16 protein-coding genes are annotated in these 15,582 nt (G+C 63.7%); 8 read left to right on the forward strand and 8 right to left on the reverse strand.

Going from position 1 to position 15,582, the window contains the following annotated elements; translation table 11 throughout:
- Positions 1-88: 88 nt before the first annotated feature.
- The 7 genes from Q0R23_RS00960 to Q0R23_RS18480 form a co-directional block, all read right to left on the reverse strand.
- The gene (locus Q0R23_RS00960) at positions 89-1,390 is read right to left on the reverse strand and encodes a DUF4158 domain-containing protein (RefSeq protein ID WP_293909361.1); all 1,302 of its coding nucleotides are present in this window, start codon (positions 1,388-1,390) and stop codon (positions 89-91) included.
- A gap of 5 nt (positions 1,391-1,395) precedes the next feature.
- Positions 1,396-1,719 carry a tyrosine-type recombinase/integrase gene (locus Q0R23_RS00965; RefSeq protein ID WP_366520371.1) on the reverse strand — a complete coding sequence of 108 codons (324 nt, stop codon included), beginning with the start codon at positions 1,717-1,719 and terminating at the stop codon, positions 1,396-1,398.
- Positions 1,720-1,726: 7 nt separating this feature from the next.
- The gene (locus Q0R23_RS00970; protein WP_293909367.1) at positions 1,727-2,905 is read right to left on the reverse strand and encodes an ABC transporter permease; all 1,179 of its coding nucleotides are present in this window, start codon (positions 2,903-2,905) and stop codon (positions 1,727-1,729) included.
- A gap of 53 nt (positions 2,906-2,958) precedes the next feature.
- Positions 2,959-3,690 carry an ABC transporter ATP-binding protein gene (locus tag Q0R23_RS00975; protein WP_293909370.1) on the reverse strand — a complete coding sequence of 244 codons (732 nt, stop codon included), beginning with the start codon at positions 3,688-3,690 and terminating at the stop codon, positions 2,959-2,961.
- Entirely contained in the window at positions 3,687-4,781 is a 1,095-nt protein-coding gene (locus tag Q0R23_RS00980) for an efflux RND transporter periplasmic adaptor subunit (protein ID WP_293909397.1), read from the reverse strand. Before Q0R23_RS00980 ends, Q0R23_RS00975 begins: the two co-directional genes overlap by 4 nt.
- A complete protein-coding gene (locus Q0R23_RS00985; RefSeq protein WP_293909373.1) occupies positions 4,781-5,242 on the reverse strand; it encodes a hypothetical protein in 462 nt (153 codons plus the stop codon). The genes Q0R23_RS00980 and Q0R23_RS00985 overlap by 1 nt, the downstream gene beginning before the upstream one ends.
- A gap of 93 nt (positions 5,243-5,335) precedes the next feature.
- A complete protein-coding gene (locus Q0R23_RS18480; RefSeq protein WP_366520372.1) occupies positions 5,336-5,989 on the reverse strand; it encodes a M15 family metallopeptidase in 654 nt (217 codons plus the stop codon).
- A gap of 89 nt (positions 5,990-6,078) precedes the next feature.
- Here Q0R23_RS18480 and Q0R23_RS00990 point away from each other — a divergent pair, with 89 nt between their 5' ends.
- Positions 6,079-6,762, forward strand: a complete 684-nt coding sequence (locus Q0R23_RS00990; RefSeq protein WP_293909376.1) for a response regulator transcription factor — start codon at positions 6,079-6,081, stop codon at positions 6,760-6,762.
- A 10-nt stretch (positions 6,763-6,772) separates the two neighbouring features.
- Positions 6,773-7,861 (forward strand): HAMP domain-containing sensor histidine kinase, encoded by a 1,089-nt coding sequence (locus tag Q0R23_RS00995; RefSeq protein WP_293909378.1) that lies wholly within the window; start codon positions 6,773-6,775, stop codon positions 7,859-7,861.
- Between the two features lie 957 nt (positions 7,862-8,818).
- Here Q0R23_RS00995 and Q0R23_RS01000 read toward each other — a convergent pair.
- Entirely contained in the window at positions 8,819-9,115 is a 297-nt protein-coding gene (locus tag Q0R23_RS01000; protein WP_293909380.1) for a hypothetical protein, read from the reverse strand.
- An 85-nt stretch (positions 9,116-9,200) separates the two neighbouring features.
- Between Q0R23_RS01000 and Q0R23_RS01005 the strand changes: the two genes are divergently transcribed.
- The 6 genes from Q0R23_RS01005 (at position 9,201) to Q0R23_RS01030 (ending at position 15,458) form a co-directional block, all read left to right on the forward strand.
- Positions 9,201-10,562 carry a replication initiator protein A gene (locus Q0R23_RS01005; protein ID WP_293909382.1) on the forward strand — a complete coding sequence of 454 codons (1,362 nt, stop codon included), beginning with the start codon at positions 9,201-9,203 and terminating at the stop codon, positions 10,560-10,562.
- Positions 10,563-11,606: 1,044 nt separating this feature from the next.
- Positions 11,607-12,011 (forward strand): hypothetical protein, encoded by a 405-nt coding sequence (locus Q0R23_RS01010; RefSeq protein ID WP_293909384.1) that lies wholly within the window; start codon positions 11,607-11,609, stop codon positions 12,009-12,011.
- Between the two features lie 303 nt (positions 12,012-12,314).
- Positions 12,315-12,764 carry a hypothetical protein gene (locus Q0R23_RS01015; protein ID WP_293909386.1) on the forward strand — a complete coding sequence of 150 codons (450 nt, stop codon included), beginning with the start codon at positions 12,315-12,317 and terminating at the stop codon, positions 12,762-12,764.
- Positions 12,764-13,369, forward strand: a complete 606-nt coding sequence (locus tag Q0R23_RS01020) for a hypothetical protein (RefSeq protein WP_293909388.1) — start codon at positions 12,764-12,766, stop codon at positions 13,367-13,369. Before Q0R23_RS01015 ends, Q0R23_RS01020 begins: the two co-directional genes overlap by 1 nt.
- 23 nt (positions 13,370-13,392) lie before the next feature.
- The gene (locus tag Q0R23_RS01025) at positions 13,393-13,809 is read left to right on the forward strand and encodes a hypothetical protein (RefSeq protein ID WP_293909391.1); all 417 of its coding nucleotides are present in this window, start codon (positions 13,393-13,395) and stop codon (positions 13,807-13,809) included.
- A 68-nt stretch (positions 13,810-13,877) separates the two neighbouring features.
- The gene (locus Q0R23_RS01030; RefSeq protein WP_293909394.1) at positions 13,878-15,458 is read left to right on the forward strand and encodes a type IV secretory system conjugative DNA transfer family protein; all 1,581 of its coding nucleotides are present in this window, start codon (positions 13,878-13,880) and stop codon (positions 15,456-15,458) included.
- Positions 15,459-15,582 lie beyond the last annotated feature (124 nt).

Genomic DNA, 15,582 nt, shown 5'->3' on the forward strand with positions numbered 1-15,582 from the left:
GTGCTGGCCAGCATTGGTCACGTTCAGGAGCTGCTGGTATGGCGGCCCTTCGTGCGGGTTCAGCTTCGTCCTCACGCCCACTCCAGTTTCACCCGCTGCGCCACCGTGCTTTTCCGGTTCCCCATTTCTGAGTTGCACCCACCGCCTGACCGATCAGGCTCCCCTCTGACCACTGGAACGGCATCACCTCCAGCAATATTGGGGAGAAGCGCCGGGTATATGCCCACGACGACTCGGTCAGCCGGTAATACGATCCGTCGCTTTCCCGCAGGTGACGACTGCCGTCGACCAGCCGGGTCAGGTCTTCGCGGGGGTAATGCCGGGTAATCTCAGCGCGCAGCGCTGGATCGGGGATGGTCTCGTTGAGGGTCGGCGTGCCGATCACTTCGAGGACTTCGACGGCGCGGCTGCGGGCCTCTTCACTGGCCCGCAAGAGCTGCTGGCGGCGCTTCCTGGCCTTGTTGTGAATGTCGTTGATCACTTTGTCCAGTGCGTCGACCACCGCATCGGTGGTTTGTTCCGTGGCCATGGAAATGAAGCACAGCAGGACGGCCCGCCGTTTCGCGTCTGGGAACCGCCGGACGCTCCAGGCGTCGTGGCGGTAGCCCCACAGCGCCAGTTGTCGGCGCATCTCAGGGTGCAGGGCGACCACTGCTGGCCAGGCACACAGCCCCAGAGCGAGCAGGGTGCTAAGCCGCGCAAGCAGGAACAGGATGGTGTCTGCCGATTCCTTCTTGGCCGGAAGCTTCAGGCCCTCCAGCGGGGACCGTGGCCAGGCCGAGTCCTGCTCCTCTCCGGCACCGAGCAGCGCGTCGAGCTGCTGGCCCTGTTCGGTGCTCAGCCCCCCAGTCAGAGTGAGATAGGTTCCGTCCAGCGCCGCTTCGCGGGCCGTGGCGATCAGGTATCGGAGGGTGGTGCGGCCAGGCCGTACCACCCGGTGTGTCAAGAGCCAGGCATGCGCCGACTTGCGTAAGGTTTCCGTTCGTGGCGTCGCCTGCGCCGCCTGTTGAAGGTGCGCGGACAGTTGTTCACGCTGGGCTTCTCCACAGCGCACGTACCCCAGGTACGTGCGAAGCCGCTCCAAATGGGCGTGCCGGGTCTTCTCGTCGCTGGGATAGCCACTCAGACCGATGGATAGCAGGCCTAGTTGAGCGGCCAGGACACCCTGCACCTCGTCTGGCACGTCGTCCAAATTCCGCAGGAAGAACCCGTAGCCGCGCAGGGTACACAGTTGCACCGCGAAGCCCAGTCGGTTGATCGGCCCCCGGCAACGGGCAACTTCGAGCAGGTCGGCGTCGTTCAGCCGAAACTGCCGCCGCAGGTCCGCTTCATGGAGCACTTCTGGCAAGCGGTCCGTCGTCTGTTCGCGGTCCGGCAGTTCCGGCAGCATGGCGGTTAGCGACGCTCGAGCGCGTTGAGGTAACTCTCTCCCATGTTCTTGATGCTGGTCTCAGCGTAGATCTGGGTGGTGGTGATGCGCTTGTGCCGCAGGAACTTCTGCACCTGATCGAGCGGCATGCCCGCGTCCAGCAGCAGGGTGGCGACGCTGGCCCGCAATCGATGCGGCGTGACGGGCCTGTCGATCCTGGCGCGCTGCGCCATCTGTGGCGTGTACCGGTCTGTGCGGTTGCTTTCGAAGAGGAAGCCACTCACGCGCCTACCCAGAGGGGTGTGCAGAACCCCGCGACGAGTTGCAATGGCTGCTCGATAAAGATTCACTCCCCGCTCAAACCGTTCGTAATGCCACGGTTGGCGGCATCCGGGACGCGTGAATGGCCGGCATCAGGCCAGCGAGTGCGCCGATCAGGATGGCCGAGGCGACGCCGCCCGCCCACGCCTGGGTGGGGATCACGATGGCCCAGCCTTTTGAGCTGGCATATATGGCCGTCGCCGTGGCCCCGGCCAGCACGCCGACGACGCCACCGATGACGGCGAGCAGGACCGACTCCGCGAGAAATTGCGTGCGAATCTGGCCCTTCGTTGCACCGAGGGCGCGGCGCAGGCCGATCTCCGAGCGGCGCTCCAGCACCGAGATGATCATGATATTGGCGACACCGACAGCCCCCACGATCAGCACCACCACCCCGAGCCCGAGAAAGAGGCTGTCGAACGCCCCCGCCGCAGCGGCTCTGGCGGTAAGCGCGTCAGACGGCTGGCTGACGTTTACCTCGTTCGGCGCCTCGGGGTTGGCGGTTCGCGCGAGCAGCGACTGCACCCCTGCGACATGGTCGATGTCGGCGCGCACGTAGATTGAGCTTGGTGGGCCGGCTTTCTGCTCGCCCCGAACCAGGCTGACATAGTCGAGGTACTTCTGGGCCGCCGGATAACCGACGAGGGCGCTGTTGTCGATGTCGGGCACCAGCGGCGAGGGCTTCAGGATACCCGCGACATTAAACCACTGGCCTCCCAGCCAGATCCGCTGATCAGGGTGGACCCGGTCGATGCCCAGCTGCTGAGCGGCGACCGAACCGAGCACCGCGACCGGCACGTAGGCGGTGCCCTCGCTGAGCCAGTGGCCGCGTGCGACGCCGGTGCCGAGCACGGACAGCAGGTTCAGGCTGATGGCCCGCACCTGGAGGCCGCCGGTGTTGCCCACCGGGATCATCGGATTCCGGTAGACCTTCGCTTCCTTCATGTAGGCGGTATCTGCCACCAACTGGACATTGTCCAGCAGAGTGATTCTTGCGGGTGCTTCCCGGGGCAGCTTCACCTGCTCCCCAGTAAGTCCCTGTCCGGCCTCGACGGTCAGCAGGTTGGTGCCGAGCCGGTCGATCTGCGCGAGCAGCCCGGCCTGCGAGGACGAGGACAGTCCGAGGACCGCCACGATCGCCGCCGTCCCGATGGCGATTCCGAGCGCGGACAGCGCGGCGCGCAGTGGCCGGGATCGCAGCCCGACCGTGGCCACCCGCAGCCCGTCGTTCAGCCCCAGTCGTCCGCCGCTGACGCTCGTAGTCCCCCTCACTTCGCCCCCGCACCATTCGTGGGCACCACAAGGACGCCGAGGTCACCACCGGTATCGGAAACCACCTCACCGTCCACCAGTCGAATCTGGCGAGGCAGCCCATCGGCGAGGCCCCCATCATGCGTGATCATGATGATGGTGGCACCGTCGGCATTGAGTTCGTGAATGAGTTCCATGATCGATGCGCCGGTCGCGCTGTCGAGGTTCCCGGTCGGTTCGTCGGCGAGGACGATCGCTGGACGCCCGATGAGGGCCCGGGCAATCGCCACTCGCTGCCGTTGCCCGCCGGAGAGTTTGGTGGGTTTGAAGTTCGCGCGGTCAACGAGGCCGACCCGTTCGAGCGCCTCATCCGCGCGCCTGTACCGCTCGGCGGCGGGGACGCCGGTATAGAGCAGCCCATCGGCGACATTCTCGCGCACCGTGGCATGTTCGGCCAGAAAGAATGACTGGAAGACGAACCCGATTTCCCGGGCTCGCAGCAGCGACAGCTCGCGGTCGCTCAGCCGCGCCGCGTCGACGCAGCCGATCCGAACCACGCCGCTGCTGGGCAGCTCCAGCGTCCCCATGATATGCAGGAGCGTGGACTTGCCGGACCCCGAGGGCCCGACGATCGCTAAGAGCTCACCCCGCTGCACGGAGAACGACACCCCCCGCAGGGCGGGCACCGGCGGCTGCTCACCGTAGACCTTGGTCACTTCATCCAGTTCCAGAACGATCTCGCGACTCATAACGGCGGCACCACCACGGAGTCGCCCGCGCGAAGGTGGCCCCCGACCTGAACGCGTCCGGCGGTGGCGTCGAACAGGCCCAGCTTCACCGCGACCACCTCGCGCTCGCCAGCTTCGCCTACGACCTCGACCGCGAAGCCGCCGCCGGACTTCCCGAAGAGGGCGGTCACCGGGACGCTCAGGGCGCTCTCCACGCCCCTGGTCGTGATGTCCACCTGGACCGGGGCGCTGTCGAGCCCACGCGCCTCCTGTGGGTCGTCAAGACGAATGTAGGCCAGGAGGGTCGCGGCCCCGACGTTGGCGTTCTGCCCCTCGGGGGCCTGGGCGATTCGTCCGAACCGGTCTACCTTTCCCGTCACCGACCTGTTGCCGGGCAGCGTGATCCGCGCCCGGTCGCCCATCCTCACCTCGCGCTGCCGCGCCGCAGCGAGGTCCAACTGCGCCACGGGCGTGTCGGTTGTGGCGTTCACGACCTGGGCACCCGGCTGGGCAGATCCGCCGAGCTCGCCTGCCACCCTGGCGATCCGCACCGCCTCGGGAAGGAAGACCGCGTCACCGAGGGCAAGCGTTCCGGTCACGTCAAAGCCCTTGTCGCGCTGGAGCTTCTCAACAGCCTTCTGCGTCTTCTGGGTGAAGACCTTGTCTTGGGGATCAATGTCTATACCGGCGTCGTAGCCGAGCGTGTGCAGGTTCTGGTTGAGCTCACGAACGTCCCTGCCCACATCGCCGCTGTGCAGGTCGCGGTAGGCCGGGACCGGGCCACACAGCAGGAGCACCGGGTGGTCGTTCACCCGGTACAGCACCTCACCGCAGCCGACCTTGTCGCCGTTCTCGGGCAACTCGGTGTAGGTTCCGTTGGCCCGGTTGATCACGGTGTAGGGCGAGCCGTCGGGCCGCGCACGGTAAGTCAGGATTCCGTACTGAGAGACTGTGGCCGAGAGCTTGCCCTTCTCCACCTTCGCGGTGCTCACTGGCATGTCCTGTGAGGCTGGGCTTGATTGCTTGGTGCTGGACCTCACGACCATGCCACCGGTGGCAACCGCAGCGAGCAGCACAGCCGATCCAGACAGTACCCAGGTCTTCCGCCTCATCACTGACCCGCCGCTGCCGCGTCCAGGAGCGCGCGGCACGTCTGCATCGCGGCGCTGAGAATGGTCATGCCGCCGTTCGTTGAGGTGGACGGGATCCGAGTCGTGTCGATGAGGGGCTCGCCCTTGACGGGATCGGGGAAGTCCTTGACGCCGTTGTCTCGGATGCATTGGGCGAACTTGAGGCCCGCCTTCTGCTGCTCGGGACCACGCCTTGTGCTCAACGTGCCCGGTGGCTGCAAGGCCTTGCATGCGCCGACGGCCCTCGTCCACACCGAGGGGCTGACGCTGATTGCGTAGACGAACTCGCCCTTCGCATTTGCGTCTGGGAAGTCGGGGACGCCGTGCTCCCGAATGCAGGCGGCGAACTTTACCGCCTGATCCCGGTTGGTGGCGGTAGTGTTGCCACCGCTCTCGGTTTCGGCGGGCACGTTCTTACAACCCGTGCAGAGCAGGGCGATCACGGCAAAGGTGGCCAGGGTGTGTAGCGTTCTACTCATCGTTCTCTCCCGCGTGTGATGATGGCGTTGACAGCGGCTCTCTGCCGGACGTGCTGGTCACCGCATCCTCGGATCGTGCGTGGGGTCGGCGTACATGGGTGGGCAACCACGAACAATCGCCCTGGGACGCAGCTCAAAGTGCCAGGATTCGTTTCTGTAGATCTGGCACAGCCCGTACCTGGTGCCGTACTTGGACAGCCATGCCGCAGCGCGGGCTGGCCCAATGTCAACCGCGTCTCCGGACACGTGAGGGGACGTATCCGCTGTGGCGACCCACCGGGCAGCTTCCGCTTCCGAGCCGTATTTCGAGACCGCCTCATGAAGAAGCTGATTCTGGTACGACCGGGAACGCCAGCCACTGTTGACGAAGAACGTGACGCCGTCGTCTGTGGCGTCCGTTGCCGCGTGACGGAGAGCACGGAGCAGGTCTGCGTTAAGCCTGGCCACCGCCGGATATCTATCATCGAAGACGGTCACGCCGTCGGGAACGGCACCGGCAGCCCTACCAGCCGCATCGAGGCGATTGCCGTGAAGGCGAACGGGCAGGCGGGGCGGCGGCGGTGGCGCGGCGATGGGTAATGGTGGCGGAGACGGAGCCGTCAACGGGTTATGACCGAGAGCTGCCGCGCTGACGACGCACAGGGCCATCAGGGCCGCGAGGATGGTGGGGCGTGTACGTTGGGCTGCTGCCCGGGCTAGTTCGGAGGACATGCCGCCAGTCAACACGGTGGGGTGTTGTCGGCCTGTATGGAATTTTCAATATGCGGGCGATATGCTCCGACCTGTAGGATCGAGGATGCATGCGCGTGTTGATCGTTGAGGACGAATCCTATCTGGCAGAAGCTATCCAAGGTGGTCTCCGCCTGGAAGCGATTGCCGCCGATATTGCCGGTGACGGTGACACCGCTCTGGAACTGCTGAGCGTCAACGCCTACGACATCGCCGTCCTCGACCGTGACATTCCCGGCCCTTCCGGCGACGAGATCGCCAGACGCATCGTCGCTTCCGGCAGCGGCATGCCGATCCTGATGCTCACCGCCGCCGACCGGCTGGGCGACAAGACCTCCGGGTTCGAGCTCGGCGCCGACGACTACCTCACCAAGCCCTTCGAGCTGAAAGAGCTCGTGCTCAGGCTCAGAGCGCTCGACCGCAGGCGTGCCCACCACAGGCCGCCCGTGCGAGAGATCGCAGGCGTGCGTCTGGACCCGTTTCGGCGTGAGGTCTACCGGGGCGGCCACTACGTCGCGCTCACTCGGAAGCAGTTCGCCGTGCTTGAAGTGCTCGTCACCGCCGAAGGCGGGATCGTCAGCGCCGAGGAGCTGCTGAAACGGGCCTGGGACGAGAACGCCGACCCATTTACCAACGCCGTGCGCATCACGGTCTCAGCCCTGCGCAAACGGCTCGGCGAACCCTGGCTGATCGCCACGGTCCCCGGTGTCGGCTACCGCATCGACACCGGGCGTGAGGGAGAAAACGGTGGATAGGGCGTCTGGGTTGAGCGTTCGTCTCAAACTCACGCTCAGCTACGCCGGGTTTCTGTTGGTCGCGGGTACGCTCCTGCTCGTGGCGGTGTGGGTCTTCCTGCTGCGAGGCGCGCCCGTCAGCACGCTCATGCCCAAACTCTCCGACTTCCCAAGAGCACTCGACCCGCACAACTTCGGCACGGCGGTTTTCGGGCCAGCAGCCGTCCTGATCCTCGTCTTCCTGTTGCTGTTCGGTCTCGTGGGAGGGTGGGTGCTGGCTGGCCGCATGCTCGCGCCATTGACCCGGATCACCGATGCCACCCGCCTGGCCACGAACAGATCGCTCTCCCACCGCATCCGGCTCCCGGGCCGCAGCGATGAGTTCCGCGAGCTCGCCGACGCCTTCGACGCCATGCTGGCACGGCTCGAAGCACACGTGGCCGAACAGCGGCGATTCGCGGCCAACGCTTCCCACGAACTGCGCACCCCGCTGGCGATCACGCAGACCCTGCTCGACGTGGCCCGTAACGATCCGAAGCGTGACACCGGCGAACTGGTCGACCGCCTCCACACGGTCAACACCCGCGCGATCGACCTTACCGAAGCCCTTCTCTTGCTCAGCCGCGCCGACGGACGGTCCTTCACCAGAGAGCACGTCGATCTGTCCCTCCTGGCGGAGGAAGCCACCGAAACACTCTTCTTCTTCGCCGACGAACGCGGGGTCACCATCGACGTCTCCGGCGAGATTACCCCTGCCATCGGCTCACATACGCTCCTGCTCCAGATGACGACGAACCTCATGCACAACGCGGTCATCCACAACCTGCCTGAACAGGGCACCGTCTGGGTCAGAACCAGCGTCCACCAAGGCAATGTGACGCTCACCGTCGAGAATACCGGTGAGAAGCTCGCGCAGGAGGTGGTCACCACGTTGGTCGAGCCGTTTCAGCGTGGTGCCGAACGCGTACGCAGCGACCGTTCAGGGGTCGGCCTCGGCCTGGCCATCGTCAACAGCATCGTCCAGGCGCACGACGGAACCCTCACCCTCACCCCCAGGGCCGCCGGGGGGCTGTGCGTCACGGTGAAGCTCCCCGCCGCGCCGCCCCACATGGGCAGATGACGATCAGGGGGACAGTCGCATGCCCTGGATGAAGAGTCAAAGTCTGTGGAGCAGCGTGCCATGCAACATAGATGTTCGCTGGTTCGTCGGGCCATTCGACGAGGACGCCGTTTCCGAACGGTGCACTGGCTCTGACCAGAAGGGCGAGGTGAGCGGAATGGGCGGCATGCCAGCAATACTGTGCCGACTCGATGGGTGTGAATGCCGGCGCGGTCCTGGCGACCTGCGAGCCAGATCCCTTGGTGACCCGCAGTCGGAGCCGGACGATCGTGAAGGTTGACGCCGTACGGGACGCAGCCGGGAGGTGCGGTGCGTCAGCGCTGAACTGGTCCATAAGCGTAGCCTATACAGCCTCCAGGCCCTTAACGGGGGTTTTCGGGCGATTGAGGCTACAACGCGACCTCCCAGGCCAGGCTACCTCCGCTGACTGGGGAAGCAGCAGAGGTCGTTCAAGCAGAAGCCTCATGAAACGGCTCAGGACGGCCAAGGCGCATAGTGAAGGCACAAGGAAAGAGGGTTGGTGATGTGCTCAAGCTCCTGAAGGCCAGTAGGGGCAAGGGAGGCTGGCGCGGCGGCGCGGCGAGGGTTCTGGGCGGGCTGCCGCCCCCTCGCCGCGCGTGCGCGGCCTTCCCCTGCTGTGAAGGTCCGCTTGGCCAGGTGACGCGGGGAGGGGGCGGGTGGCGCCGCGCCTAGGGCGCGAAGACTGACCCTGCACGGTGGCGTGGACTCAGGCGCTTTTAGAATATATACACATCACACTAGAGATGTATTCAATTTTTCTTCAATCACATCTCCAAACGAACAACACGTACAACCGAGATACAAACACACATGGTTTACTCTATGCCTGAGCCTACGCTAAAGCCGAGTGGAACAACACCGCATGGGTGCTAAGGCACGTGATCATCTTTTTTTATATATTCCTCACCTGGCAACGTCAGGACAGAGGGTTCTTTCCTAGCACTCTGATCGGAGTTGTCGCGCCATGTTCGTCTGAAGCGGCAAGAAGCTACCCCCGAGCAGAAAACGGCCCAGCTTGATCGAGGTGGCGCCATGCTCGCTGACCCAACGCTGCTCCGGCACCGTCAGGCGGTAAGCGCTACTCAGCAGGTAGGTCGGCTTCTTCTCCCCTGCCGGGTGCAGAGCATAGAGGATAGTCGCCCGGCGCTCCCCGTCCAGCGAGGCCAGGGCCAGACCCGCCTTACGGGCCGCCGCTTCGGTGGGGTACAGGCGTAGAGGGGTAAGGGTGGGCATGGCCCGAGGATACCGGGTCAGACAGGAACACTCCCAGACTCCGGGATTCGCCAGGCGCCCCTCAACAGACCGCTAAACTGACGGCATGGCACACCGGGACGAGCTGGCCAAGCCGACGGATCACCAGTACACCGAGTTCAACGTCACGCATCTGGGGTTGATTCCAATCCAGAATCGCCTACCTGACTCTGTGCGCCTGGGCTGGGTCTCCGAGGTGGGTGACCGCAAAAACGGTGCGGGCATCCGCTCGATGACCGCCCACGAGGACGGCGTGCCGCACGGCACCGCCAGCGACCTGTTCGCCGGGATCGTGACCGGCAGTGTGGCGGCCCGCGAGGGCGGTGAGCAGGTCATCGAGGTCACGGCGGCGGACCTGGCCCGGCTCAGTCACATGGCGCTGCGAACCGAAAACTACCAAAGCATCCGCCGCAACCTCAACCAGTTGCGCCACACCAACTTCAATATCTGGAACAAGTGGCGCACCCCGCTGCACAGTGTGGCCGAGGAGCGCTCATTCTCGCTGATTGACGAGGTGGAGACTCGCACCACCGAGCACGCCTTTAACGCCGATCAGGTGGTGACCACCTACCGCATCCGGCTCAACCCCAATATCGTGCAGTCGATCGACGGCGCACTGACCCTGATGACCAACCGCCAGGTGCTCGCCCAGCTCGCCAGCCCGGCGTCCAGGGGGCTCTACCGACTGCTCGAGGCCTGGCGGCGCGACCCGGCTGATTTCACCCAGACCTCGCCTCGCCTCACCATCTCAGCGCGCGACCTAGTCGAGGCCTGCCGGTTGCTGGGTGCACGGCATGAACCGGCGACCCTGCTCAGACCGCTGTTTCACGCTTCAGGACCATTCGCGCAGCTCAAAGACGCCGGGTATCTACTGGATGTCAGTACCGCAGGCCGGGGCTGGGACACCACCATCGGCGTGAGTTTCGCGCAGTCCAACACCGCAGTGAATACCACCGGATTGCGCCTGCTGCGCGAGGCGGGCGTGACCGGAAAAAATGCCACCAGTCTGGCCTCGCTCCACACCACCGAGGAGATCGAGTGTGCGCTGTGGACCGTTGACCAGAAGGTGAAGGTTGGGGGCATCCGCAACCCCCCCGGTCTGGTCATCTCGGTGCTTAAAGACAGCGACTTCCCGGCGCATCTGGAGCAGTTTCGCCGTCGTCCGAAACGGGTGGTGGCGCCGCGCCCACTCCAGCGCCAGGCCGCGCCTCCACCGGAACCTGAAGTGCCGCGCAGCGAGACCGAGCTGATGCGCTCGGCGAGCAACGCCCTGATGAGCTTGAGTGCCATCAAACGCATCACGCTGGAGCAGCGAACTGCTCTGCAAGTGGACCTCGATACCGGGAAGGTCAGTCCCCGGCAAATTTGCCAGCTCGTGACCATGACCGCCGACATGGTCAACAGCACCATCGCCGCCTGGAAAGACTGACATCGGGGCGGTTTCCCGTCGCGGTTTTGATGCGGTTCAGACCCAGGGAATACCAGGGCGAATGACCGGCATTTCCTCAACGCCTTGAGTGGTGCACCGTGACCGGGAGCTTTGAGCAAAGGCTCGCCTTCACGCGAGCCGGTTTCTTGTGCCTGTGAGCCGGGATGATGAGGCGGTGACGCGGCCCTTGATCACCTGGCGCGGAGCGAGCAAATAAGAAGGGTGACTCAACGAACCGCCGCGCTATTGGACGCTGTTCTGAGTGAAACAGAACTGGAGGCCCGAGCGCCTGGTCAAGGGCCCGCTCAGGCCGCTTCACCCCGATACTCACCCGACACCCCTCACTCCACGAGTCCCGTCGCGGTTTTGATGCGGTTCCCTGAATTGCCGTCGCGGTTTTGATGCGGTTGCCGTCGCGGTTTTGATGCGGTTCCAGATGGCCACCGTCGCGGTTTTGATGCGATTTTTTTCTGTGGACAGAAGCTGTACTCAATATTCTGTTTCCATTCGTCGCGGTTTTGATGCGGTTGCCGTCGCGGTTTTGATGCGGTTGATCCAGTCACCGTCGCGGTTTTGATGCGGTTGCCGTCGCGGTTTTGATGCGGTTGGTGAATTTACGCTGTCCCAGACGGTATTGAGAAATCTTCTTTGGTGCATTGCATTTTTTAATCTTTAAAGATCTTTAAAAACAGATTTGCCAAACACCAACGCGCGAGGCCCACCGCCTGACGAGCAGAACAAAGACAGGTTCACGGGAGGGCAGTCGTGGTGAGGTAACCGGGTGCCGGGCAAGCACGATGAAGACGTCTGGAGCCTCAAGGGCTTCTCTTTGGGCCTGAGAAGGTCAGGAAGGCAGGTAAAAGATAGAAGCCGTCGAGCAGTCTACATAACTCACAGAAGGCCCCTTGCTGACCCTCCTGTGAGGAAACCAGCCGGATGAGCATTGGTGCGGTGGTCAGGTCCAGCAGGCGTCTTGAGGGACCGGTTCAGCAGCCCGTGCGACCACCCTTGATTTCTCTACCTATTAAACCGATATACTACGTTATGACTCCGATATTCGAGGTGAAGAAACTGTCAGAAACGCTCCCACAGATTCTGACCAGGCAGCGCAGCCGGTACGTCGAGTTGCTCATCCAGGGGGTGCGGGACGGGGTGATCGAGGCGGTGCCGCTGGAGCAGACGGTCAATGTGGGCAAACGGCTGCGGCCCGACCATCTGATCTTGAACACCGAGCGCTATCAGACCTGGCACCGCAAGACCACGCAACTGCTGCATGTGGCGGTTCAGGGTGTCAAGGAGGCGGACATCACGGACGAGGAGACGTTCAGAACGTTGTCCACTTATTACCGGCACAGTTTGACGCCCCGAAAGATGATGAAGAAGTTGAGACCAGAGAAGGCGGTTACACCGGCAGGAAAAGGGGCGCCAATAGGGTCAGCACAGCGGTGAGCAGGCCCGGTGAGGTGGGGCAGTGGTGGGCACTGGGAAAGGGGCCGCTGCGAGGTCGCCTGAGCAAAGGGCAGGATAAGCCGCACCGCAGGTGGCAGCTTTTACCGCGCTGGGCGCAAGAAAAACCTGATGCAGAGAATGACACCTGATGCCGGTCATCTGCCGCGCACTCACTGCCTGGTTTGGTCGCCCATGATCCCGAACTTAGGAGGTCTGCACCCCGCCGCTCAGCTCACCCATTCTTCCAGTCCGGGCGTAGGCACCTCCGGCCTGCACACCACTCACCCTAGGAGCTGAGACCTCATGTCAGCACGCAAGGACAGTACCGTTCGGTTAACCATCCGGGTCAGTCAGGCCGACGCTGAACTGATCACCGCCAGAGCCCAGACCCTGAAGATGCCGCTCTCGGATTACGGGGCCTCGCTCCTGCTGATTGGCCTCGCGAAAGGTCAGGCGCAGGCGAGTGAACATCTGGTGCTGCCCCTGGTGCAGACGGTCGTGCGCGGAGAGCTGCAACGCTTTCTGGAAGTGCTGCGTGAAGAGTCGGTTCGCACCTACGCCGAGGCCGGGACCGCGCGGCGAATGTTGCAGGTCCTGATGGCGCAGGGCGGGCAGGACCGCGACAGCATTCTGGCCATCGAGGGTGCCAACTGGAACGCCACGCTGGAAGAACTCAAGCGGGACCAAAAGGGGATTCGCCGGTGGCTGCGTGAAGGAGGCCAGTTGGCGGCTACTTCTGCGGGGCACTCCTGATGCCGGGCTCCGTCGTCAAAGCCCGTTTCAGCGGCGCGTCCACCGGGGGGATGCGCGGCAGCCTGGAGTACTTCGCTCACCGCCCGGATTTGGAGCAGGCGCGCGCCGACCGGGAGGTGGTCACGGCCTACGGGCGCTACCACCTCGACCAAGGCGGCGACCAGGCTTGGGAAGCCCTGAACCAGGAGTTGAGGCCCGGAGATCACCGCTACCTGTACTCGGTCATTCTGAGTCCTGGTGAACCAGATTTCTCGGTGCATCAAACCGAGACCTGGGCCCGGCAACTGCTCGAAGACAACAACTTTAACCGCTACGCCCTGGTGGTGCATGCCGGGGCAGGGCGCCATACCGAGCAGCCCCACGCGCATGTGCTGATCACGGTGGACCAACGCCTGACCGTGCCTCAACTCCAGCAACTGAGACACAGGGGCGACGTTGAGAAAGCCCGGATGCTGGAGCCCTCACCGTTGCAGCGGCACACCACGGTTGAGCAGGGTGTTCAGGCGACGCTCAAGGCGCACGGTCACGCTGCTGAACAGGCGGCAGGCGGCGGCGCAGAGAGCACTCAGAGCAGGCGGCACGTTGATCTTCAGCTTGGGCGATAAGGCCCGGTCAAGAGGTGACTTCTATGCGGCTTCAAACCATGTATGTGGATATGCGCCCGGTGCTGACCAAGTGGGTTGGACTGCTGCTCCTGGCGCTGAGTTTGACGGCGCTTTTTCTCAGCGCCATGCCGGATATCAGCCGGGCGCTCCTCGCCTTCCAGACGGCGTTTCGGGAGGCTCAGGGCGAAGTCTCACCCTGGATCTTCTGGAAGAGTTGCGTTCAGGCCGAGCCCTGCTGGCGAGGGCTGCTGTTTGCGTGGTCGGCTCCACGCCTGGAGCAAGCCCTGTACCTCGCGGGCATTTTGTTCGGAGCGGGGTGCAGCGGCTTCGGGATGTGGTGGCGCCCGGAGGTCGTCAGCCTGCGTGATCTGCGCCTCAACGCCAACCGCATCGAGCGCTCGAAACACGTTTCGCCCGTTCCGCCTCGGCGGTTGTTGTAGTCGGAAACCAGCAGATGGTTTCAGCACCTCCGAAGTAGCTGTTCACCCCACTTCAAAGGAGATGTTCAATGATTATTTCTTATCCGAGATTTCTGCTGCGACTGATGCTGGCACTGGGGGTGGTCTGGGGGACCGTCTACCTGGCGATGCGCGGGCAGAGCACCTTCGCAGCGCTGTGCCTGACCCTCGGCATCCTGGCGGTCTATCTCTTCAAAGACGCCCGGCAGATCGTGCGCCACACCGCGCATTTCTCGTCGAAGTTTGAGCTCCACAGCCTGACCCGCTCGCCCCTGAAGGGAGACGGGGTGCTGCTGGGCTTTGCGTACCGCTCGCTGCTCTCACTCCGGCCCGGCACGGCAGGCAAACAGGAACTGGGCCACTTCCTGTGGGTGGGGCCCTCGCGCAGCGGCAAGGGGTTGAGCATCGCCAGCAATCTTCTGCATTGGGAAGGCTCGGCAGTGGTGGTAGACATCAAGGGTGAGCTCGCCGCGCAGACCGCAGGCTACCGCCGTGAAGTGCTGGGCCAGCGCGTCTTTATCTTAAATCCGTCCAGCGGCGAGGCGAGCCACCAGTATGATCCCTTCGCCGCGCTGGTGACCAACGAGCAGATCTACGCTGCCGCGATCGCCTACATGCAGCCGGACAAAGACGGCGCCAATGCCGTGTTCGCGCTTCGGGCCTCAGCGGCGCTGGCCGCCATCATCCGGGCCGCCAAGGTGCAGGAGGTGCCGGTCATCGAGCTGCTCAGGGATGTGCTCTACCACCCGCTCGGCGTACAGGGCGCCATGCTGAGCCTGCAACGACTGAGTGATCCGCAGGTGAGCCGCTGGATCAATGCCTTTCTCTCCAAGGATCCGGACAAGGTGGACTGGCGCGAGGCCGCCGCCGACCGTTTCCTCAACAACAGTTGGCAGCGCCTGCTGATCGCCACGCAGAACCTGATGACCCAGGGCGTGGCGCATCTGCTGGGCGGCTCGGACTTCACCCCGGCAGACCTGGTGGAGGGCCGCACCACCGTCTACCTGGTATTCCGCGAGTCCGAGCTGGCCATGAATCTGCCGATTCTAAACCTGGTCATCGATAGCCTCTTTCGCTCGATCATGCGAAGGTACGACCTCAACCCCGACCTGCCCGGCGAGAAACTTCTGGCGGTCTTCGATGAGGCGTACCGGGCCACGCCGCTGATGCTGCCGGAGTACGCCGCCACGCTGGCCGGGCGCGGCATCTCGATGTGCATCTACGTGCAGAGCCTGGCGCAGCTCAGCGACTTGTGGGGCAAAGAGGGACGCACCGCCATCATGGAAAACGTGCATACCAAGATCTTTTTGCCCGCCGTGGACCGCTCGGATTCTGATAGGGAGGGCACCTCGAAGTTCATCTCGGATTCCTGCGGCAAGTACATGGTCGAGGACCGGGGGCTGGGCAAATCGGAGCACGAGCACGAACTGAGCAGCACGGTCCGCTTCACTGAGCGCGAGCTGGTCACGACCACCGACTTCGCCATGCTTTCCCAGGGCCGCAGCATCATTATTTGTAACAACCTGCCGCCCGTGCTGGCTTACCGGCTTGAACCCTGGCGTTTTCGGGAACACCGACAGGCCGCGCAATACTCCATTCCCAAAGTGGTCTGCCCGGTTCTGTCAAGTTAAGTGAGCTTCATGTGAAATATGAGTTCGAGTGGCTCAAGATTTAAAGTAGCCCAGCCTGAAATACCCTCCATAGGTCCCGAGATTTCGTATATAACAGTATTAATAGATAGATATTCGCTGTAAG

The organism is Deinococcus sp. (assembly GCF_025362455.1).
Taxonomy (GTDB): domain Bacteria; phylum Deinococcota; class Deinococci; order Deinococcales; family Deinococcaceae; genus Deinococcus.

Excerpts from the sequence above, each read along its gene's own strand:
- Q0R23_RS00960 (WP_293909361.1), bottom strand. The coding sequence starts at position 1,390 with ATGCTGCCGGAACTGCCGGACCGCGAACAGACGACGGACCGCTTGCCA.
- Q0R23_RS00975 (WP_293909370.1), bottom strand. The coding sequence starts at position 3,690 with ATGAGTCGCGAGATCGTTCTGGAACTGGATGAAGTGACCAAGGTCTAC.
- Q0R23_RS00980 (WP_293909397.1), bottom strand. The coding sequence starts at position 4,781 with ATGAGGCGGAAGACCTGGGTACTGTCTGGATCGGCTGTGCTGCTCGCT.
- Q0R23_RS18480 (WP_366520372.1), bottom strand. The coding sequence starts at position 5,989 with ATGTCCTCCGAACTAGCCCGGGCAGCAGCCCAACGTACACGCCCCACC.
- Q0R23_RS00990 (WP_293909376.1), top strand. The coding sequence starts at position 6,079 with ATGCGCGTGTTGATCGTTGAGGACGAATCCTATCTGGCAGAAGCTATC.
- Q0R23_RS01000 (WP_293909380.1), bottom strand. The coding sequence starts at position 9,115 with ATGCCCACCCTTACCCCTCTACGCCTGTACCCCACCGAAGCGGCGGCC.
- Q0R23_RS01005 (WP_293909382.1), top strand. The coding sequence starts at position 9,201 with ATGGCACACCGGGACGAGCTGGCCAAGCCGACGGATCACCAGTACACC.
- Q0R23_RS01010 (WP_293909384.1), top strand. The coding sequence starts at position 11,607 with ATGACTCCGATATTCGAGGTGAAGAAACTGTCAGAAACGCTCCCACAG.
- Q0R23_RS01015 (WP_293909386.1), top strand. The coding sequence starts at position 12,315 with ATGTCAGCACGCAAGGACAGTACCGTTCGGTTAACCATCCGGGTCAGT.
- Q0R23_RS01020 (WP_293909388.1), top strand. The coding sequence starts at position 12,764 with ATGCCGGGCTCCGTCGTCAAAGCCCGTTTCAGCGGCGCGTCCACCGGG.
- Q0R23_RS01025 (WP_293909391.1), top strand. The coding sequence starts at position 13,393 with ATGCGGCTTCAAACCATGTATGTGGATATGCGCCCGGTGCTGACCAAG.
- Q0R23_RS01030 (WP_293909394.1), top strand. The coding sequence starts at position 13,878 with ATGATTATTTCTTATCCGAGATTTCTGCTGCGACTGATGCTGGCACTG.